The sequence below is a fragment of the Flavobacterium sp. HSC-61S13 genome (assembly GCF_024171535.1).
Classification (GTDB): Bacteria; Bacteroidota; Bacteroidia; order Flavobacteriales; family Flavobacteriaceae; genus Flavobacterium.
Window position 1 is genome coordinate 1 of the sequence record NZ_JALJZV010000010.1, and the last position, 22,947, is coordinate 22,947.

Sequence of the window (22,947 nt, forward strand, 5' to 3'; positions counted from 1 at the left end):
TATTGGAAACCTAAAACCTTTATGGAGTTAAAAGCTATGGTAAAAAAAGCAGTGTGGAATTATAATAACAAAAGACCTCATGACGCTATTGTTAAAATGACTCCTGTAGATTTTGAAAATAATTGGTTTAAAGAAAGTACTTTCTTTAAACCAATTATTACTATTTTTAATAACGAATTAAACATTCAAAAAACGGTCAACCTTATTTAGGGAAGTACAACGAAAATAGGTTTTGGAGATCGGGATTGTAAATTACAGTTCCCGATTTCCATACCTACCTACACGAATTGGGTCTTATGAAGGAACCTTTCTAGCGGTTTCTCGTTCCCAAATTCTATGTGCTTTTAAAGCTTGAATAAAATCTTGGGCAAAGTCCTTTTCATGGTCAAGTACCAAACCTTTATCTGCTTTTTTATTGTGAAAATAAGTTTCTTCAATTAATTTTTCAGTGCCTTTTGCAAAGCCTATTACCTTACAATGACGGTAAGCTTCATTGAGGAATTGGAAAAAATCGGGTTCATCCGCCAAAATTCCAAGTTGTTTTCCCGATGGTACATATACCGCGTCATACAAAACCGAAGCTTCAGTCAAATAACTGTGCTGAATATTCTCCGTACCGCCTTCCATGAATTTTAAATCACCAACCTTATTAGAAATCAAACAAGCTTGCGCTCCTTGGCTTTCCAAAGCTTTCTTTAATAAATCAATCGAAGCTTTAGAAACCCCATCAGCTACTAAAAACGCGACTTTTCTCGTGGCAATAGTCGCTTTTTCCGGATCGGCTCTCATGCTTAAAGCAGCTGATTTTAATACCTCTGCTTTGGGAGGTGTCACTGGATAGTTCGGATGGTTTTGCTTTGCAAATTGAACAGTCAACGCATCCAATCCCTTTGGGACCTCTAATCCCAAATTCGCAGCTACTTTTGCCGTTAAATCACCATTTATTTGAGATAGTATTCCCAAATACCTCTTGCGAATATCAATCCGATTAACCTTACTCAATTCAAAACTATAGGCATTAACTATATGTTGCTGTTCTTCTGGAGTTTGACTGTTATAAAACAAAGAGGCTTGCGTAAAATGATCGGCAAAACTCGTACTTCTAGCGCGCACTTTTTTACCATCTACCTGTTCTGCATGCGATACAAAGGCCTTTTCACCTTTCATCATCGCTTGATATGGACAACCGTTGCCGATACTATTAGGAAAATAAGCCGTTTCTCCTTTGGCTATGGTCGTACGCATAGACCCGTCACGTTGGTTATTGTGCACCGGATTGACAGGTCTGTTGATTGGTAGCTCTTGATGGTTGGCACCGCCCAGTCTATAAATCTGTGTATCGGAATACGAAAAAAGTCTGCCTTGTAAAAGGGGATCATTCGAGAAATCAATACCGCGTACCACGCGACCCGGATGAAATGCCGCCTGCTCTGTTTCAGCAAAGAAATTTTCTGGGTTTCTATTTAAGGTCATCTTTCCGATTATCTTAACCGGTACCAGTTCTTCTGGAATCAGTTTTGTAGGATCCAAAAGGTCAAACGAAAATCGATGCTCATCTTCCTCTGCTATAATCTGCACACCGAGTTCCCATTCCGGAAAATCGCCGCCATCAATAGCATCAAATAAGTCTTGTCTATGGAAATCGGAATTGAAACCCGATATTTTCTGAGCTTCATTCCAAGCTACACTATGAACCCCTAACAGCGGTTTCCAATGAAACTTGACAAAATGAGCCTTACCCGCTTCATTAACCAATTTAAACGTGTGAACGCCAAAACCTTCCATCATTCTCAAACTACGCGGTATGCCTCGATCCGACATCACCCACATCACCATATGTGCCGCTTCGGGCATCAGGGAAACGAAATCCCAAAAAGTGTCATGAGCCGAAGCTGCTTGCGGAATTTCATTATGGGGTTCGGGCTTAACAGCATGAATCAAATCGGGAAAATTCATCGCATCCTGAATAAAAAATACCGGAATATTATTACCAATCAAATCAAAATTACCTTCATCGGTATAAAATTTAACCGAAAAACCACGTGCGTCACGCGCTAAATCTGTCGAACCTCTAAAACCAGCTACAGTAGAAAAACGCAAAAACAAAGGAGTCTTTTTTCCCTTTGCAGACAAAAAACTCGCACAACTGTATTGAGATAAATCTTCATAACATTCAAATACTCCATGAGCACCCGTGCCACGTGCATGAACCACACGCTCAGGGATTCGTTCTCTATCAAAATGTGCCAGTTTTTCCCGAAAAATAAAATCCTCGGTAAGACTAGGTCCACGCTCTCCCACTTTTAATGAATTGTTATTATCGTTGATCGCAATCCCATCATTGGTGGTCATAACTCGATTAGAAGCATCCACTTCAAATTGACTCAGTTGATTCTTTTTTGAGTCGCCAGATAAATTTCCTTTTTCGTTCATACTTTTTTATTTTGGTTAAAGAATGTTTAATTTACAACAAATAAACCACGGTATTACACAAATCAAAAAATATAACCTTAAATAATCAATGATTTAATAATTTTCTCAATACTAGTTCTTATAAAACTTTGCTTATATAAACCGTTCACAAAGCTCGAAACACTCGTGTCTCCACATGATTTAAACCCAAATTTTTAGCAATCGCTCTTATTTTTGCGATACCTGGACTATTATGATTTTTAAATGGCACGGGAAATCGCCACAAGTGTGTACTGATTCTTTTAGCATCTACCATAGAAGAAGTTTTTCCATTATTATAACGTCCTTGATCTTGTAAAGCGATCAATCGTTTGTATGCAGGATCCACGCCTTCAAAATAGTGCATTGCTGACCAAGGACCGTCGTCAAAACTGATTTCTACCTGAGTATTTTGATCCGCCGCAAATACATTTACATAGATGTACTGATCATTTAAATGGTGTAGCGACTGATCCCAGTCTTTATATTCTGGGGACCAAATCGACATTTGTTTGGATTCACTCCGCCCCGACACTTTATATTGCAATTGCTGTTTTCCTGCGTCAGTATATAGATGCCAATACCCTTTCCATGTACCGTCATACATCATTGCAAACGGAATTCCCTCTATATCATGTGGCCCTTGCCACCACGCACCACAGACAGCTCCCGCCACTAATTGATGTATAGCTGGATTGTTTTTGCGTTCAAAGTATTTATGATATTGAGTATGGGTATGCCCCGTTGCTATAAATACTTCGGGATACTCAGCAAATAATTCGAGAAAATCGTTTTTATCCTCCATAAATTCGACAGGGATATGCATCATTACAGTGATTTTCCGATGTTTAAACTCCTGCAATATCTTGTTTAAAAACACTTTTTGCATGACGTCTATTCCTCCTACATACTCCTTATCGCTAATTGGAATGATATTGTTTAAAACTACGATCAACTGTTCGCCATATTCCAATGCATAATAGGATGGCCCAAATACTCTTTTAAAACTGTCATCGCGTTGCTCGAGCTTTTCCCTACCGAAGTTTAAGTCGTGATTTCCTGCTACATAATAAATCGGTGCACCAATTAATCCCAATGATTGCGCTAAGGGTTCAAAAATTTCAAGATTGTCAAAAACCAAATCTCCGAGTGGGAAAATCAAATCAGGAGGATCTTTGGCCAGTTCTTCTACCACTAATTTTTCCACATGGTTGATGTCGTCCATGACATCAACTTGTAAATCACCCAATAACACAAAATCACTGCGTTTATTCTCTTCTTGTTTATAAAGCGGGAAATCATAGATTTCCTCAGCATCATTTTGTTTCAGTGGAATAAAAAACTCGACCTTATTATTTTTACTTAGCGGCGACTGAAATCCAGAGGGTTTGATGATAAATACGGAAAGATCTGGAATTAGCTCTATTTGATATTCTCCCTGAGCATTTGTAGCTACTAGATCCCGTCCATTACTCAATAAAACTCCAGACAATAGGGGTTCACCAAGATCGTACACCTTATTTTTATTACTATCCTCAAACACTTTGCCGCGGACTGAAATACCTTGTGCATCAGCCTTAAGTAATCCAAATACACAGCATAAAATAGCTCCTAAATAGTTCATTTATTTCTTTTTTAATTTAAGCAATTTGACGATTTTTTGATGTACTTCATTGTTTTCATATACCCCACTAAATTGACTTGAATGTGGACCGTATGCAAAGATTGGAACCATTACCCCAGTATGATCATTAGAAATAAAATCTCCTTCTATATAACTTTTAACCACATCTCCTTGAGGTATAGCAAAACCCGAAGTTTCATGATCGGCGGTAATTATCACCAAGGTTTCTCCATCTCGATCTGCAAATTTTAGAGCCTCCGCGACTGCTTTATCGAAATCAATACCTTCTGTGACTATACCACCCGTATTATTAAAGTGTCCATACGAATCAATTTTTGCGCCTTCCACCATTAGAAAAAACGGCTTTTTTTTAGCTGCTAAAAAATTTATGCTTTGTTTCGTAGCCTGCGCTAAAACATCATCCCTACCATCAATAATACCAGGCAACGAACCCGAGCTTAAAAAGATCCCCACTTTAGCTGCCGTTGCTTGAGATAAATCCTTTACCTCATCTACCAGTGTGAAACGACTTGCCAAATCAATATCTTTAAATTTATTTTTACCCGCTCCTATAAACAAAGAAAGTTGGCTAGCCCATAGATCTTTTGCTATCAGACTCTCCTGATCTCGATCCAATTGGTGAGCATAAAATGATGCTGGTGTAGCTCCGGTAATTTCATCGGTGGTTATACAAGCCGTATTGAATCCATTTGGAGCTAATAATTCTGTTATATTTTGAATCGGTAATCGATTAATTCCCATACCAATGGAGCGATTATACGTTTTTTGCCCTGTCGCTAGCGCAGTACCTCCCGCAGCGGAATCAGTAGTAAAGTCGTCAGCAGCTTGTGTCTTTATCAATCCAATACTCCGTAGTTGCAATAAGGATAGATCACCTCGATTGGCTAAGGCTGCAGCGGATATTTGTGTTAATCCATTTCCATCGCCAATTAATAAAATCACATTTTTTATCGCCTTAGCCTTATTATCACTGCTGAAAGTAGGCTTATATACATCTGAAAAAAGTTGATTGTGATAAACATTTGTACCGAGACGATCTAAATACGTCCTAGCTTGATAGGGTTGATCTGTGTTTATAATATCAACTCCGAGGTCTACAAAGGCTTTCCATGCGGTTTTCCCATCAGGGGTACCCCAAAATCGAAGAGGTTTACCCATTTGATGCACCCTATTGATCACATCTTGTACCTTTAATCTTTCTTGCTCAACCATACGTCCTTTACCATTCCAAACCGAATAGTCTCTAAAGTTTAGGCTAACCATCGCAACTTTATCCCAAATCGCTTTATTATCTAATGGTTCTAAACTTTGGTAGTCAATTTGTACATAATTCGGTACAGTAATAAAATAGTCCAAAACCGGTTTCTGCCCCGAAATAACGAACATTAAGTTTTGTTCGATAATGGTCGTTTCATACTTTTTTAAAAGAGGCAATAACAACTTCATTGATTCCTGAGGATCTCCCTTAAAATCAATCAAGAAATGAAGGTTTTTTGCTGAACCAATTTTTAAATCTAATGCAGATACTAGAGGTTTTAAATATAGGCTTTCCAAAGTTCTAGTTGCCTCAATGTCTTCTTTATCATGAGCCACAAATAGATTTCCCTTTTCTAAAATCAAGTCTACTTCTATCGATTGCAAACCATTGGAGTAGGCATTCCAAAAAGGTGATTGTTGTTGATAGTCGTTATGAGAATGTATTTTAATTGCTTTATTTTGACCATAAGTAGCCCAAACTCCCAAGAGCATGGCTATGGATAAGATGATTTTTTTCATATATATAGTTATTGCGTCAAATCTTAAATACCGACTTTAGCATTATTAATGATTTTTTGTAAAATGGATTAATAGAAGAGCCGCCTGTATAAAGCGACCCTTCTTTGAAAAATAAAATTACCAACCGTGATTTTGTCGTATACCCGAAGAGAGCACCGCTTTGTTAGGAATTGGCCATACCTGCATATAGCTTTTATCAAAATTTCTTGTTTTCCAGACCTCTCCAATTTCAAAACTAGAATCTGGGTTTGAGCGATCCTTGTAAATCCTACCGTATAAGGGTTTATTGTAGGTAACTTCCGCATCTCCCCATCGAACGAGATCAAAATGCCTATTGGCAAATTCTCCTGCGAGTTCTACTCTGCGTTCGTGTTTTAAATCTATCATAGTCGCGGCTGACTTCGGCTTTAGGCCAGCACGTTGTCTCACTAAATTTAGTGATTCATCTCCATTTTGACCAGACATGATCTGAGCTTCAGATTTCATCAATAAAACCTCAGCATAACGCATTAAAGGCACGTTGTAAACGGTAGTTGGTTTGTTTCCATTGGTATTGATAAAAGTACCTAAGGCATTTTCGAATTGGTATTCATACATATACTTATTGAATTGGAAACCCGAAAGAGAATTTTCTGAACTATAACGCTTTGATTTTCCGAAATAGGTAATTTCATCACCAAAACTCAATAAAGTCACTTTTTTTCGAGCATCCCCCTCTTCAAACTCTTGATATAAACTTTCTGTAGGCGTAAAATATCCCCAACCGTTATAAGTTCCCCAACCTTTGTTTTCAAGCATACAGCCCGGAAGTATACTACCGCCTTCAATTCCTGAATTAACAGACCAGATATACTCTGAAGTCCAGTTGTTTAAATGGCTGTGTAGCAGTCTAAAATCTTGATCGGGTTTTGCAGTATAAATTAAGGCTCTACCCGACCCTGAATTAGTAACTTCATCACAATATTTAATTACCTCCTGATACTTACTCGAATCATATTGACTCCAATATAAATATGTTTTAGCGATATAGGCCAAGGCTGCATCTTTATGTGCACGTCCGTAATTGGCACCAGAGAACTCGGTAAAAAGCGTCAATAATTCTGCAGACTTTGTAAAATCCTCCACTATAAAACGATAATTCTCTATCACGCTTTTAGGCCTTTCAAAACTGCCAGCAGCTTGCTCCATATTCTGTTCTGTAACTATAGGGACTCCACCATTTTGCCCATCATCTCCATAAGTATGAGCCAGCCAGAAATAGTGAAATGCCCTCATAAAATAAGCTTCTCCTAAGATTCTTGTCTTTAGTTCTTCATTAATATTCATAGCTGGAACATGAGCAATAATATCATTGGCTCTACGAATAATTTTATAAGAATTCAGATAAATATCACTGACGTAGTTTTCATCGCCATTCATATTAAAATTTTTAATATTATCGGCAGTGGCATTTAACCGTCCTGTAACCATATCATCAGAAGCATTGATGTACCAGAAAAAGCCTCGACCAAACATTTCGTCATTATTCATCATCTGATACAAACTGTTTGACGCCTCAATAGCATCTTGTTCACTTTTCCAAAAATTCTCATAAGAGGCATTTCCCTTTGGATCTAGTTCTGTAAAATCTGAACTGCATGCCCCGAAAGTCATCACCAGCATTAATCCAATTGCAAAGCAATATTTTGATAAATTATATTTTTTCATTTGTAGTATATATCTTTAAATTAAAATTAGAGGCAGTCCCTACTTTTCAATGGTATTCCCTTGTTGTCAAGCTTTTGTAATAGCTGCTCTTCAACTCAAGTACTCGTTAAAATGTAAATAAAAACCCTCCTGATATGGTACGAGCAACTGGATATTTAGCGACATCCAATCCGACACCTCCCACTTCGGGATCAATTCCTTGATATCCAGTTATTGTTAATAGATTCTCACCAGAAATATAAAGTCTTAAACTCGTATTTGCAGAAAGGTTTTTCATCAAAGACTCTGGTAAAGTATAACCTAGAGTGATGTTTTTCAATCGTAAATATGAGGCATCCTCCAAATACCAACTTGAAGTAGTTCCATAATTCTGATTATCATCTTTAGTAGAGACCCTAGGAATACTTGTATTTGTATGTGCTGTTGTCCAAGCTCCCTGCACTCTGCTATCTAAATTATATCCTTGTTGTGAAGCGTTATAAGCTGTAAATTTGTATCCATTAAAAACTTTCACATCACCAACTCCTTGGAAAAACATACTTAAATCAAAGTTTTTATAATCTAAATTCAAACCAAAACTATACGTAATCTTCGGTATATAGGCATCCATAAATTCCTTATCCGCATTATCGATCTTACCGTCGTTATTGCTGTCTTTGAAGATCAAGTCACCCGGTTTTGCATTGGGTTGAATTAAACTTCCGTTGGCACCTCTGTGATTGTTAATTTCATCTTGCGATTGGAAGATACCTATGTACGGAACAAGATAGGTTCCATAAAGTGACCGTCCCACTACAGAACGATAGGGATTTAAAGTACTGCGTACATTATCACCATGAGCGATATAATCAATACCGCTTTGGTTATATCCGTCTAGATTGACCAATTCATTTTGCAGGAAACTCGTATTACCAAAAATCTTATAATTTACATTACCTACCTTATTGTTAAAACTCAAAGAAAGTTCTAAACCTTTATTGAGTACTTCTCCCCCGTTGACATCTGCCGCTGCAGTACCGTGGTGTGCATCTTCCAAACCAGGAATAATCATTCCCTTTGTGCGCTTCGAAAAATAATCTGCGACTAGGTTTAATTTTCCATTAAAGAAAGAGGCATCCAATCCCAAGTCCCAAGATTCTGAAGTTTCCCATTTTAACTCGGGATTAGATTGTCGATTGATATAAGTTCCTTTACTGTCTAAGGCGGCATCCTCTCCCATAATGATATTGGTACTGCTCAACGGAACATCGAAAGAATAATATGCTACGGAATTGATGTTTCCAATTTGTCCCCACGAAGCGCGAAGTTTAAATTCATTAATAGCTTTTATATCAAAGAAGTTTTCTTGTGAAATACGCCATCCCGCAGAAGCTGAAGGAAAGGTTTCGGATTGATTGTTCTGAGCTAAACGTGAAGTTCTATCACGACGTAAACTAGCTGATAAAAAATATTTATCGTCATAATTATACATCGCTCGCCCAATTACTGATGTCAAAGCATCGTCATAAACCTCTGTTTCAGGTTTGCGGATCACTGAAGCATTACTCATATAATGATTGAAGGACTCTTCACTACTGAATCCTTCTCCCTGTTGGGAGCAAAAATCATAATTTGTCTTTTGAGCAGAGTGAATTGCAGTCAAATTTAGGTCGTGTTTTCCAAAAGTTTTTTGATACGTCAACTGATTGTCCCAAATCCAATGGCTTTTATTATAATTACTCTCAAACAGGTAATTATTCAAATTACTACGTCCCAATTCGGGTACTTTTGGTGTAAATTTCTTATATTTATTAGTCGTGTAATCGTAACTGTATGTGGTTTTGAAATTCAAGCCATCAACTATGTTGTAGTTCAAATATACATTAGCATTAATAAAATTGGTAGGACTTTCAATTGATGGACGTTTTAATAAGGCAACAGGATTATATACGTCTCCATAAGCGCCTGCAAAGGCAGCCAAATCTTGAGGTACTACTCCACTGAAACCTCCCTTTTCATCATAAACAGGTGCTGCCGCTGGCATATAAAGCGCATTAACAATACTGCCTGAATAGGAATTTGTGGTGTTTGTTCCAACGGCTTGCGTATTTGAATAATAGATGTTTTGTCCTATAGTAACCTTATCTGTTAGATTAATATCTGACTTCACTCTAAAATTATAACGTTCTGAAAAGGTTCCTATCAACGTACCTTCTTTTTTATTGTATCCAAAAGAAGTCATATAACTCCCCTTTTCGGATCCTCCTGAAATGTTAGCATCTACGTTATAGATTGCAGCGGTTCTAAAAATTTCATCCATCCAATTGGTACGCGTGGTTTGCCCCCAAGGATTTGCTTTAGGATCATGTGCACTTTGTCTAGGAGCACCAGCATTATCTGCCGCTTGATTATATATAGCCGCCTGACCCTGCGCATCTAATGGTGTTGGCAAATTTGTTGCCGTTTGCATACCGGTATACATATTTAAAGACACTCGTGTTGCCCCTGGTTTTCCTTTCTTAGTAGTAATAACAATAACCCCAGAAGATGCTTGTGCACCATAGATTGCGGCGGCTGCTGCATCTTTAAGAATAGATACCGATTCGATATCACTTGGGCTAATTGGAGGTCCGTAGTACGGCACTCCATCAACCACTGTTAAAGGTTCTTCATTTGCCAAAGATCCCGTTCCTCTAATCACTATTTTACTGTTTTCAGATGGATCTCCACCCTGCTGCATAACAGTAACCCCCGCTACCTGTCCCTGTAAAAAATCAGTTACATTTGAAACCGGTCTGGAACTTAATTTCCCAATTTCATCCACTGTTGCAATAGAAGTTGTAATATTCTTTTTTTTCGCGGCTCCATATCCAATGAGTACCACCTCGTCCAATACGTTATTTTCATCTTCCAATACCAAATTAATCGTTTGACTGCCTGCATAGGTCATAGATTGTTTTTTATAACCCAGATATTCAACAGTCAAATTACCTTTTTCTTGTTTTAGCGTGATGCTATAATTTCCTTCAATATCAGTAGTGGTCCAAGTGCTGTTGTCCTTGTTAGCTACTACCGTAGCAAAGGATACTACTTGCCCATCTGATTGTGCCGTAACCTTCCCCTTGATCACAACTTGAGCCTGTACTAAAGTTAGTCCAGACAAGTACAACAGCAACGTAAATAAAAAGTGTCGTTTCATAAGTTTTACTATTTTCGATTTGCTTCAAAATTATAGTAGTGACTAGTTGCAATAGGGTAGAAATCTTTCTAATTGGTGGTTTTTTATTACATATTAGGCTGGAAAACGACTTGATTTAGGGTGTTTTTTTTGCAATAACAATGGCTTAATATTCACTTAATCCACTTGCAACAATGCTTTCTTCTTTTTTATAAGATGACGGACTTACCTGATAGTGTTTTTTAAAGGTTTTACTGAAATATTTCGGGTCATTAAACCCACATTCAAAACTGATTTCTGATACGGTGAGGTTTCCATATTGTAACATGTTTTCCGCTTTTTTTAAACGGAGTTGTATTAAAACTTCTGATGGTGAGATCTGTAAAATTTCTTTAAAGATCCGATAACACTTCATTTTAGAAATACCCAATTGTTCGGTTAGTTGCTCTATTCCAAAATCAGCATTACCCAGTTTACTAGTCATCATTTCCATCGCTTTTCGCAAGAGTCTTTCGTTGGACGACTCTAATCGATCTTCCTGCTCTATCACTTCACTATTCCACATATAAGCGGTCGCTTCTTTGTTTTGCTTATCATAGCTGATTCTCTTTTGAATCTTGTTTTCTATGATGTTTTTGTTGAGAGGTAAGTGAATAAAATCAGTCACTCCCAATTGTACCAACTGTTCTTGTAAAAAGTAATCGACCTCCTCTGCAATATAAAAAATCAACAAGCGCTGTTTATTTACTGTTTTCTGAATACGACTAAATAAAGACAGCAAAGCATCTGAAATTGGGATATTGTATAGAATTAAAGCATCGAACTTATAGTGTTCTATATTACTGATAACTTCATTAATCTGGTTGTTATAAATCAACTGATATCGCTCTTCACTTCCTAACAACTGCAAGACCAATAAATGGTCCTGATCTTCAGCATACACCAAAAGGTTATTTTTATCCTTAGGTAGGGTTTGTAGCTCTTGCAAATAGATGTTCCAATCTTTTGCGTTATTTTCCTGCTGTGCTTCGCTGGACAAATCCAGTGGTAAACGGATCAATACCTGAAAACTACGCTGCGACAAGTCTATCAGGCTACCGCTTAAATCTTGAAGTAAGACAAAAAAAGCTCTATAATATGGACTAAAGAGACTGTTTTCCCTCCAATAAGTTTGAAGTAACTTACTTTCCGAAGCAATCGATACTTCCAAATAATCTTCAACGATATCAAAGGAAACTTCAATTTTCTCGTCTTGTTTCATATACTTGCAGCAATCATTCATAAAGTATTTAAACAAAAATTTCAAACGCATTAAATCAATTTCTACCCTTTGTTTACCTATACTGCTTTTCACATCAATGCTTACCAAAGTTTTCTTTTCATTATACTTCCATTCATCATGTAACTTATTAATTAAATCTTGAAGCCTAATACTGATTTTCTGTGGAGAGTCAAAATCTTTAATCTGCTCGAGATAATCCCATTCTCTAACCATATCATACAAACCGACTACTTTATTCTTCGTTGTATTGTGCATGGCGACATGATCTAAACTCCCAAGGATTTCAACCAAGGATTTTTTAATTTTTGAAAGCACAAAAACTCGAAATTTTTCAATTTCTATATCCGCATTTTTAAAACGACTATGCAGTTCTAAAACTTCTTTTTGCTGCTTTAAAATCTCACCATTAAGATTGTCGAGCTGTATATACTGTTGTCTAAGACTCTCCTTCTGTAACAATACTTCTTCGGTACGTAGTGCCACTTCTTTCTTTAAGGCTATTTCGCGTTGTAAAACGATTTGTTGCTTTCTTTTAAACCTCCACACAAACAAAGAGATCAGAACCGCAATGACTATTAGTATAAAAAAGGGGTTGGCGTAAAAAGGTTTACGTATGACAAACGATTTGGAAAACACTACTTCTTTTTTTGTTCCTAAGGTGTTCCTAACTTGTATGTTGTAAGTATTTGGTGCTAACTTATCCAACAGTATATCATTTTGTGGTAACACGCGCCAATCGTCAAAAAGCCCTTCAATTCGATATTCAAACTGATTTTTCAGATAAGTATTAAAGCCGATCGGGTATAGTTCCAATTTGATATCATTATCTTTAAAAGCCCGCTCTACCATTTCATTGACTACAACGGGTTCTCCGTTAAAGACAATTTTAAAATCAGGAACCTCTTTGGGGATTTGTAATTTTTCTGCATCAAATAAATTAACTCCTCTATTTCCAGCGAACATCAGTTTACCTTGGGTATTCTGATAGGCTGCTCCTTCGGAGAACTCTAGTCCCTGCCAGCCATTATAATTACTGAAATTCAAAACTGCCATGCTCTTTTTATCAATAGAGGCAATACCTTTGGTGGTGCTAATCCATATTTTGTTTTTATACGGTAGAAAACTGTATACCAAGTGACTTGGTAAACCCTTTTCTTCTGTCAGCTGCTGCTTTAGCTGCTTAGCAGATGAAAATATTGAAATTCCTCCTAAACTTCCAATCCAAATATCTTTGGAATACGGGTCAACATAAGTGACGTACACACTATTCCCCAAAACACCATCGTCAAGATTTAGATGATTTATTTCACCCGAACTGATATCATAAAATACTACTCCTTCCTTTTCTGTTGCTAACAATAACTGCTTAGCATCCACTGAAATATGTCTAATATGATACTTCATTAAGGTTTTCTGATTCAAAAATGGCACGAATTGCTGTTTGATTAAATCGAACTTGGCTATTCCTCCCCAACAAGCAATCCATAAAAACGGTCCGCTTTCTTGAAAATGGTAGTTGCGATTATTGGTAAAATGGGGTGTGGAACCTTGTTCGTAATAGATCTGTTCGCCATCTCTGATTTGTATAACTCCTGCATAAGTACCAATCCATATACTTCCATAACTGTCGGTATATAAGCTCCGTATACGCAACCAATCTGCATTAACTTTAGCTCGTGTTAATGGGTACGTTCGGAAAACACCACCTTTCTTATCTTGGGTGTATATGCCTTGGGTATAGTAGCCCAACCACAACCTTCCTTGTTGATCTTCAGTAATGGCCCTCACGGTTTCTGACGGTAAAAACGGCTGCTCTTTATGATGCGAATAAATGGTTTTAATATCTTCGTTGCGATTCACCATCATTGCGATTCCTCCATCCTTTGTACCCAACCACAAATTGCCTAACAGGTCTCTATGCAAAACAACAATTTCATTGCTTCTTAAACTAAGGGTATTATATGGATCTGTAGTATAGGTGTCTTGAATCACATATTTTCCGTGGACTTTGCTTATATAATATAAGCCTTTGTCCTTTGTCGCAACCCAAAAATGCAAATCATCCTCTTTTATAACATCATTTATTACAGTATCTTTAAACAAATGTTTCAAATCTGTAATCCATGCATCTTTGGGCTCTAATAAGACTTTATGCAACTGATCTTTAACAAATTCTCCCGACTTCCATAGGTATTTACTTCCATCATTTAAAGTCACGAGCAATTCCCCTTGTACAGTTAAACTCATATCAATAATAGACGCTGGAAAGCTATAATTGATAAATTGATCTTTTCCTCGATATAAACTGACTTTTTGATCATCACACCAGATCCATAGTTCTTCGCGATAATCTGATGTTATTTTATAGATGTTATTTCCAGCAATACTTGACGCATTTTGCGGGTTGTGTTTATAAACTGTAATTTTTTTACCATCATATAAATTTAAGCCATCCCAGGTACCTATCCATAAAGATCCATCTTTATGATTGAACATCGTATTTACCGAATTATTAGAAAGTCCATCCTTGGTAGTAACGTTATTAAAATGAATGTTTTGACCGTAAGTAAATAAACTTACAAAGAGAAAAAAAAAGAAGTAGCGCATTAATAGTATTTACATTTATGACGCGCTAAATGTAAAACATCAAACTTGGAGAATGCGAACCCTATCATTAAGATTTGGTTACTACAATGTAAGTTAAAATTGAAATGTTCTTTAAGTATTAAAAAAACGAAATTGTGGGGAATGCGAAAAAGAATTCGACTAAAAGCAAGGCAAAGAAAATACATGCTTCATACGCATCGGTTTGGCTACCGATTGCTAATTGAAACAAACCTCTACTAAAAAGATTTAGTTGAGGTTTGTTATCAAGGTAAAAATATTATTTTTTTGACTCTTCAATAGAAACTTTTCTAAACTCTTTCAAAAGTTTTTCAAGTTCTAAAGTTGATTTACGTGCTCTTGCTCCAGCAGCTTTAACTCCTTTGTCAATTAATGATTCAGATTCGTTTTTAAAAGTTTCGATTTCTGAATGAATTTTTTGGATTAAATTTTCCATGATAAATTTTTATTTAATTAAGATTACAAAATTAGCAGTTTAAGAATCAGATGCAAGAATTTTGCAATCAAATATCTGTTTATTTTCAAGGATTTTTTGATTTTAAAACAACAAAAAAGCATAAAACAACCGATCTTAATGCTATATTATTAAAGACAAAGCAACAAGCCTGCATTTCTATAAAAAAAATAAGGTTTATTTTTCACATAGTCCAAAAACATTGGGATCTTGCTTCCTTGTTTAAATTTAGGACTTAAGGAATTTTTTTACAACTTTTAATATATTTCTCTCAAAACACCATTAGCAACAAGAGATTCAGTACGAAGTTTAACCGTTAATACATTTGTAAAGCTTCCATCATCTTGAATATATCAAACGTACTTAAAATAAAATTTGATGGTTTCAAATAATAATAGTTACTTTGCATCGAGAAATCGCGATATATAAAAATGATTGAGTTATTTAAAATGCTTTCTAACGAGCACCGTTTACAAATTCTCTTTTGGCTAAAAGAACCTCGAAATCATTTCGAAGCTATTGATATAGAGCCTGAAGTAGATGACTTTGGTGTATGTATGAGTATTATTCAAAAAAAAATAGGCCTTTCTCAATCTACTACCTCCTCTTACCTTAGTGGCCTAGTTAATAGTGGCTTATTACTATCTGTTCGCGAAGGAAAATGGACTTACTATAAAAGAAATGAACAGCAAATTCAAGAGCTCGCTTCCTATATTAAACAACAATTGTGATTTTTTTTTAAATCAAACATATCGACAATTATAGATATTTAATTATATAGAATTAAAAATATAAATTATGGAAAAACATCGTGTTTTTGATCGCGTATTTGCACCCGATCGACTGACTTTAGGAATTTTTCTTCCGCTAGAAGTAAACCAACCAAATCAAACTACCTACAATACGCATATCGAACAGATCAAGCGGATTGACAATTGGGGATTTCCAGCATTATGGGTACGGGATATACCGATTTACGACCCTAGTTTTGGCGATGTAGGACAGGTTTTCGACGCCTTAAATTACCTGTCGTTTATTGCGGGACAAACCACACAAATTGCGTTGGGAACAGCGAGCATAGTGATGCCGCTCTGGCATCCGATAGCATTAGCCAAAGCAGTGGCTACATTGGATCAGCTATCGGGTAATCGGGTACTCTTAGGTGTGGGTTCAGGAGATCGAATGGGCGAGTTTCCGGCATTTGGTTTGGACTTTAATGATAGAGGCGCACGCTTTAGAGAAGTTTTTGAACAATTCAAGCAACATACCGAAAAGTCATTTGCTGCGATTCAATCTACAATTAGCGATTTTAAGGGAATGGACGTAGTACCCAAACCCCTTTCCGGCAAAGTTCCGCTGTTACTAACTGGTGGAAGCCAACAAACCTTGACGTGGAATGCCCAAAATGCCGACGGTTGGATTACCTATCCAGGAGCCACAGCTACTGCCAACGACACCGCGCAGATAAGCCAGAAAATAAATGCCTGGAGGAATCTAATCCCCAACGGTACTTTTAAACCGCATATAACTAATGAATGGATAGAACTTTCAGAAGATCCTCATTTTCCTAGAACGCCATTAAGAGGCGGATTTATTTTAAAAACGGGACGTTTGGGACTTATTGAATTGTTATCAGAATGGGAGAAAGCCGGAGTCAATCATGCCGCAATAGGCATCCATTTCAGCAAAAGACCGACAACGGATGTAATCGATGAATTGGCCACAGAAGTACTTCCTCTTTTTTCAGGTTTAAAGCGGTAAACCAGCGATATATTCGTAACATCAAGTACAGTAAAACAGTACAATATGGCTAAATTTCATAAGTATTTCCTAAATGTTATTGGGTCATATCTATACTTTAAATGCAATTCTCTACATTCGGAGAATATTAATGAAAAAACAAAAAGTTATGAAATGCCCAACCTGTAATGAAACACTCTTAATGAGTGAAAAAAATGGAATTGAAATTGACTATTGCCCAAGCTGTAGAGGTATTTGGTTAGATCGTGGTGAACTCGATAAAATCATCGAGCGTTCTATGGCGCAAGACTCGCAAAGTAGTAATCAAAACAATAATGACTACAACCGACCACATAAAGAGCACTATAAAGAAAATTATCAATCCAAGAAAAAATCATTCTTGAGCGATATTTTTGATTTTTAAACATTGGGAATATTCCCAATTATTTTATATCTTAATTAAATAGGGTTCACTGAAAAGTGAACCCTATTTTTTTAGTTTTGCTTATTTATTTATTTGAACCCATCCTGTACGGGTTTTTCCGTGAGCATCGATGATATAATAATAGGTGCCGTCGGCTAAGGTATTCCCTTTTTTATCTTGACCTTGCCACTGAGCCTGATATCCTGATCCGTAACTATAGACTTCCACGCCCCAACGGTTGTAAATCACTATACTATTTACTCCATGTTCGCTCAAATCAAATCGATCATTAAATCCGTCCCCGTTTGGAGAAATTCCTTTGGGAATTGGGCAATCCTTATATGTTATAGTAAAACTACTTTCGTCTGTACATTGCTGATCTAAAGATTGTGCAAAAACATAAATAGTTTGTGATGCAGTCACCAAATCACCTGCTTTTAATTCAACCCCTTGTCCTCCACTCTTTGTAAAATACTTATTATTTGCCAACAACGGTTTTAATTGATAGTATTTACATTCTAAAACTTCATCTTCAAAAACCGCTGCAACCACATTTGGAGTAATGGTTACTTGATAAGAAATTTCTTCATAACAACCTTCTTTACCATTTAACTGTAATACGTAAATAGTATGTTGACCCAGAACATCTAATCGATCACCAGCTACATAAGATTTGCCTTGTGCGGCTGAACCGCTGTAATAAAATTGATCCTTAACACTCAATTCTGGAAAGACATAAGACATACAAGCCACTACATCTTCGCGTTTCTTAGGAGCATCGCCCTTACTTACTTCGATCATTATGACGATAATCTCTACACAACCTGTAACCTCGTCTTCTATTCGCAAGTAAATGTCTTTGTTTTCCTTTACAGTAGTAGTCGCGAATTCTGCTGGTTTTTCAATAAAAAGAACATTTTTTTCCGCTTGAGTTTTGTCTTCAAAATAACGAACATGATAACGGCTTTTATCCAAACCAGCAAATAATTGATTTTCGACAGCAGTCAAGTCTACAGTAGTCACATTGAGGTTATTTTTACAAATTTTAATCGTATCCGGCTTCCCTAAAACTGCTGATATTAAAGGATACATCTCCACTTTTATTTCACCCGTTACATCACAGTCCACGGTATCATATCTCGCTACTACTTTATAGGTTCCCGCTTCAGTTACTTCAAGGTCTGGTAGGATTTGACCTGCTAATTTTTTGCCATCCTTATACCATTGTATCGTCGTTTTATCTTTTGAAAGACCAGAGTTTACTATTATTTTGTCACCCGCGCATAAGGCTTCTAAATTTTTAATCAACAAATCTTCTCCCAGATCCAATCGATCTAAATTAAGACTACCCCCATTTATAAATAGAGCACTTGAAGAACTATTATAATAATTATCTTGGTTATAATAAGAAAAATAAATATCAGTCACGGCGACTTTTAGACGGTATTTTACTCCTGGTTTTACCAAAACCGATTGGGTCTTGATCGGTAAGGTCATACCCGAAAAATTAATAGGTGCCCCTAAGGGGTTGGTATCTAAAATTAATCTGGAAGATTCATTCCTATTTTCTTCGAAAATTTTGTCAAAATACTCCTTATTTCGCGATTGATAATCATAACTATAAAAATACGAATAACCACTAGATATTGTTTCAGTAGATATCGCAAGCTCATCTTTAGTTATGTTAGCAATATTTCTTCCTTCACCAGTTTCGACTTCTGTCAACCAAATAGCGCCTAGATTATTCCAGTATGTATAAGTACCACCGCCATAGTAATGATTCCAATAATCACTTGCATATATATACTCTAATTGAAAGTTTTCAGAAAGCGGTACAAAATCAAACTCAATCACATTAATATATTTTTCACCACTCCAGGAATAATAATTATTTGCATTTAAATCATTTTTATAAATCATTTCTACATCACTGTCAACGCTACCAGGCGAGATTTTAGCTTTTCTTACTTTATTCCAAGGTGAATTATTCCGTGGATCTATGTTGTTTTTAAATGGACCTGGAATTTCATTCACAGAACTAGTCGACAAAACAAGACCTTCTTCGAACGGAAAATTGGTAGAATTCTTATTAAAATAGCCCAAGGATATGACACCATTTTCGCTAGGATTATGCGTCACGTTTGAAATTAAGTCACAGGATGTATCGGCTAAAACATCTTTAACTAAATTTAAAGGAGTATATTGATCACCTATTGGTTTTACCTGTATATATGGTCCACTATAACTCGTAATGCAAATATTCAATGTTAAATCAGGATTGGGAACCTCACTCATATCTTTCCTCACAACCCTTAAAACTCGGATAAGATAAGTTTTTCCAACCACTAGATTGTCTAATAATTGGGTGTTTCCCAAAATATAACAACCAATATTCTCCGTATTATGATTCAATGTTAAACAATTCTCCTCATAAATGGCATAGCTAATAAAAGATCTATTTTCATTTACCCAATCATAATTGTTGACTAATGATATAGCGTGTTGCGTAGCGGTTGCTACAAATTCAAACCACAACTCTGATTTGATTTCAGAACTGAAATTAAGATCAGAACAAGTTGTTCGAAGAAGGCCCGAAACCCCAGTTTCGAACATCGAAGTGGTTACAGACACTTCACAATCGACTCCTTTATTAACCGGTACCTTAATTGCTCCTTTGCAATTATTAGCTGTAGGAATGGGTATTTCTACTTTTAACGGTGTTGACCAATCACTAGTGGTGCTGTTGTTTTTACATTTCGCGCGTACATACACTTGATAAACTTTTCCCGATATAAGATTCGAAATAGCTAAAGTGGGTTTTCCCGTTACGGCAATCCAAGTGGGGTTAGCGGTTAAAATATCCGTTCCATAGTCCAACAAAGCTACTTCCCAATCAACAATACCTCCGTCTTGTTCCCATTCGATAACAAATCCATTAGCGGAATAATTTGTTTTTTTAATTCCATACGGTTCCGAACAAGTTTCTACCTTCTTTAAACTAACATGATCTAAATCAATAATAGGGATTCCCGGTGAGGAAGAAACACCTGTATACTTCCAACCGAGATTGACAATTCCAGTTATATCACGGATGAAAACGACTTCTTCCTGCCATACATTATCTTTTGATATCGCTTTTTTTGCCACCACTTTAGTTGTGAATTTATCCATAATCACCCCTTCTTTCGACAAAAAGACCTCGAATCCTGCATTATTAAGTTCTGTATTAATAGTTCTATATTGGTATTTTAAAACATAAACCCCTCCATCTAATTTTAAAGACGGGGAAATCAACCATTGAGTCGCATTTTTAGGGTTATGATCGATAATTTGTACTATCCCATCTCCTTCAAAAACACTATTGCCATAGCTTTTTGGTAGGTTCCATTTGCCGTTGAAGCTCCAATTATCAGATTTTAATACAGATTGTACATTTTTTATATCAATAACCGACCAACAGTTTATAGTTTCGGAATTAGAATTGAAGCCCTCCCAAAATGGTGGTGTAATTACGGCGCAATTCGTTGAGAAAAAGTAAGGTTCCGACCAGGAGCTAATCTGATCACCCATACATTTAGAACGCACGTAAAACTCATAAGAAGTATTCGCTTTAAGCAAATTCCCCATATTGTCTTTGGTGATCACATTGTCTTTTGTCGAAGTAGATTTAAACTTTCCCTTGGGAATTCCACTAGCTCGCAATTGAACGGCGTATTCCCAACCTAAATTATTCGCTAAAGCGTCCCAAGACAAGGTTACTTTGTCTACGTCAACATCCTTTACATTTAAGCCAAATGGCACTTCACAACCCCTTACTTCTTCTATTAAAACATTATCAATAAGCAAAAGTCTGCTGTCTTTTTCAAAAGCACGCCAGGTCAGATGGGTATTTGCTGATAAATCTGAAATGAAGTATTCCAATTTTTGAAATTCCGCTGTTTTGTAATGTTTTTTCGCAACCAAAACCTTGGTAAAATCCTTGATTTCATTTCCGTGGTCTGACGCTAATATCTCAAAATGGGCGCCAATATCATCGGAAGTTTTATAATAAAAACTCAATTTATATTTTTTGTTTTTATCAAAATTGATCATCGGACTAATCAACCAAGTTTCTCCATTAGATTTTGATTCGACAAAACTGGTGATAAGCGCTCCCATGGATTGACTTCCCTCTTGAACAAAATCACTATGGGGCATCCATTGATTTATTGTATTATGATTATCACTCTTAACTGTCCAACAATTTAAGCTTTTAGACCCCTTATTGAATCCTTCCCAAAAAGGGATTTCTACATTATTGCATGGAGTCGTAAATTCTAGAGGCCCTAACCAAACACTATATGCTCCATTACCACAAACCGTACGGATAAAATATTCGTACTTCGAATTGGGTTTAATCTTTTTTCCATTTATTTCTTGTAGTACGGTCTGCTGCTTTAATTTCGTTTTCACACCCTTTGCAACAGGAATTCCGGTACCTGTACCCTTTTCTCTAATTAAATACTCCCATTCTTTACCCTGATCATCCGTCCATTCTAAGTCGACTTTATTCGATTGAATATTTTTACTAATCGCACTCATTGGCTCTTGACATCCTATAACTTCTTCAAAGTAAAAATTATCTATAGTCATCACCCTATTAACCCCTCCGTAGAGAATTGCAAAAGTTGTCTTAGCTTGTAAATCAGTTAGGAAAATCTTGAATTCTCTCCAATCTTTAACAAGCGGAATATTTTTTATCGAAACAAATTCAGCAGCTGCAATACCTCCATGAGAAATCATCAAATCAAAATTTTTACCTTCTGGAAAATCAGCCAAATAATGAAATTTCAAGCGGTAAACCTTTTTGGGATCCGTTATAAAAGTAGGACTTGCTAACCATACTTGGTCACCTTCTTTATTAGTCAATTCTACACTTCTATTTCCTATATAAACATTTCTATTTTGTACTGAAGTAGCATTGACACTCATTCGATGGCCTTTTAGTGTCGTACGCCAACACTGGGCCGATTTGGAAATATCACTAAAACGCTCCCAAAATGGAGGCGCCATAGGTAAACAAGGAGTTTTAAAAACTATAGGACCTTCCCAGAAACTTGTTACTCCCGGCGAGCAAACACTTCTTACATAAAATTCATACGCTGTGTCGGGTTGCAAATTGACCCCTCCTACCATTCTGGTTATCGTTATTCGTTTGGAATTACTCATAAAACCAGCGGTCGTTGGCTGTCCCCCTCCTTGAAGTTGAACAAAGTATTCCCAATTGGTATTTACCACATCGTCTAGCAACACCACCGCCTTAACAGGATCGAGCTCTATGATTTCATAATTAGCGGGTTCCCAGCAATTGGATCGCTTTTCCACGCCCTTTGATTCTAAAACAGCCGGAATATTGGTTGGCTGAAATCGGTCCGTGATTTCATGATTTACTTGGTCAGTCGAAAATTCGTCCAAAAACGCTTCCCAATCGCTTCCCTTTACACTATAAAAAGCATATCCTACACAAAACACAAAAAAAATCAAGGAAACAGCGGTATATTTTAATTTTTTCATAAATTAATTTTAAAACAAAAACATAAATATATCAAAAAATTTAACTAAACATTATAAAAAATTAAATATTCGAGATTAAATTTTAGCGAATGTTACTAAATTGAATTAGGTTTTCGAACAATGCTATTTTGTA

Annotated in this window: 12 protein-coding genes; 4 read left to right on the forward strand and 8 right to left on the reverse strand. The window is 36.4% G+C overall.

What is annotated here, in order from left to right; all coding sequences use genetic code 11:
• On the forward strand, positions 1-210 hold a 210-nt coding region (locus tag L1275_RS10555; protein WP_253472632.1), incomplete at its 5' end, for an IS3 family transposase.
• A gap of 84 nt (positions 211-294) precedes the next feature.
• Here L1275_RS10555 and L1275_RS10560 read toward each other — a convergent pair.
• The 7 genes from L1275_RS10560 to L1275_RS10590 all read right to left on the reverse strand — a co-directional run bounded on the left by L1275_RS10560 (position 295) and on the right by L1275_RS10590 (position 15,079).
• Complete coding sequence (locus L1275_RS10560; RefSeq protein WP_253472634.1) at positions 295-2,433, reverse strand: catalase; 2,139 nt, start codon at positions 2,431-2,433, stop codon at positions 295-297.
• A 145-nt stretch (positions 2,434-2,578) separates the two neighbouring features.
• Entirely contained in the window at positions 2,579-4,075 is a 1,497-nt protein-coding gene (locus L1275_RS10565) for a calcineurin-like phosphoesterase family protein (protein WP_253472636.1), read from the reverse strand.
• Positions 4,076-5,872, reverse strand: coding sequence for an alkaline phosphatase (locus L1275_RS10570; RefSeq protein ID WP_253472637.1), 1,797 nt, complete (start codon positions 5,870-5,872; stop codon positions 4,076-4,078).
• Positions 5,873-5,989: 117 nt separating this feature from the next.
• A complete protein-coding gene (locus L1275_RS10575; RefSeq protein ID WP_253472639.1) occupies positions 5,990-7,579 on the reverse strand; it encodes a RagB/SusD family nutrient uptake outer membrane protein in 1,590 nt (529 codons plus the stop codon).
• A 106-nt stretch (positions 7,580-7,685) separates the two neighbouring features.
• The gene (locus tag L1275_RS10580; RefSeq protein ID WP_253472641.1) at positions 7,686-10,757 is read right to left on the reverse strand and encodes a TonB-dependent receptor; all 3,072 of its coding nucleotides are present in this window, start codon (positions 10,755-10,757) and stop codon (positions 7,686-7,688) included.
• 145 nt (positions 10,758-10,902) lie between these two features.
• A complete protein-coding gene (locus L1275_RS10585; RefSeq protein ID WP_253472643.1) occupies positions 10,903-14,625 on the reverse strand; it encodes a helix-turn-helix domain-containing protein in 3,723 nt (1,240 codons plus the stop codon).
• 277 nt (positions 14,626-14,902) lie between these two features.
• Entirely contained in the window at positions 14,903-15,079 is a 177-nt protein-coding gene (locus L1275_RS10590) for a histone H1 (protein ID WP_253472645.1), read from the reverse strand.
• 449 nt (positions 15,080-15,528) lie between these two features.
• Here L1275_RS10590 and L1275_RS10595 point away from each other — a divergent pair, with 449 nt between their 5' ends.
• The 3 genes from L1275_RS10595 to L1275_RS10605 all read left to right on the forward strand — a co-directional run bounded on the left by L1275_RS10595 (position 15,529) and on the right by L1275_RS10605 (position 17,261).
• Entirely contained in the window at positions 15,529-15,828 is a 300-nt protein-coding gene (locus tag L1275_RS10595; RefSeq protein WP_253472647.1) for a helix-turn-helix transcriptional regulator, read from the forward strand.
• A gap of 67 nt (positions 15,829-15,895) precedes the next feature.
• A complete protein-coding gene (locus tag L1275_RS10600; RefSeq protein WP_253472649.1) occupies positions 15,896-16,858 on the forward strand; it encodes a TIGR03571 family LLM class oxidoreductase in 963 nt (320 codons plus the stop codon).
• Positions 16,859-17,006: 148 nt separating this feature from the next.
• Complete coding sequence (locus tag L1275_RS10605; RefSeq protein ID WP_253472651.1) at positions 17,007-17,261, forward strand: zf-TFIIB domain-containing protein; 255 nt, start codon at positions 17,007-17,009, stop codon at positions 17,259-17,261.
• An 81-nt stretch (positions 17,262-17,342) separates the two neighbouring features.
• Here L1275_RS10605 and L1275_RS10610 read toward each other — a convergent pair whose 3' ends face one another.
• Complete coding sequence (locus tag L1275_RS10610; RefSeq protein ID WP_253472653.1) at positions 17,343-22,814, reverse strand: choice-of-anchor J domain-containing protein; 5,472 nt, start codon at positions 22,812-22,814, stop codon at positions 17,343-17,345.
• Positions 22,815-22,947: the final 133 nt, after the last annotated feature.

Coding starts and splice junctions, on each gene's coding strand:
- L1275_RS10570 (WP_253472637.1), bottom strand. CDS start 5,872: ATGAAAAAAATCATCTTATCCATAGCCATGCTCTTGGGAGTTTGGGCT.
- L1275_RS10595 (WP_253472647.1), top strand. CDS start 15,529: ATGATTGAGTTATTTAAAATGCTTTCTAACGAGCACCGTTTACAAATT.
- L1275_RS10575 (WP_253472639.1), bottom strand. CDS start 7,579: ATGAAAAAATATAATTTATCAAAATATTGCTTTGCAATTGGATTAATG.
- L1275_RS10590 (WP_253472645.1), bottom strand. CDS start 15,079: ATGGAAAATTTAATCCAAAAAATTCATTCAGAAATCGAAACTTTTAAA.
- L1275_RS10560 (WP_253472634.1), bottom strand. CDS start 2,433: ATGAACGAAAAAGGAAATTTATCTGGCGACTCAAAAAAGAATCAACTG.
- L1275_RS10600 (WP_253472649.1), top strand. CDS start 15,896: ATGGAAAAACATCGTGTTTTTGATCGCGTATTTGCACCCGATCGACTG.
- L1275_RS10605 (WP_253472651.1), top strand. CDS start 17,007: ATGAAATGCCCAACCTGTAATGAAACACTCTTAATGAGTGAAAAAAAT.
- L1275_RS10585 (WP_253472643.1), bottom strand. CDS start 14,625: ATGCGCTACTTCTTTTTTTTTCTCTTTGTAAGTTTATTTACTTACGGT.
- L1275_RS10580 (WP_253472641.1), bottom strand. CDS start 10,757: ATGAAACGACACTTTTTATTTACGTTGCTGTTGTACTTGTCTGGACTA.
- L1275_RS10610 (WP_253472653.1), bottom strand. CDS start 22,814: ATGAAAAAATTAAAATATACCGCTGTTTCCTTGATTTTTTTTGTGTTT.
- L1275_RS10565 (WP_253472636.1), bottom strand. CDS start 4,075: ATGAACTATTTAGGAGCTATTTTATGCTGTGTATTTGGATTACTTAAG.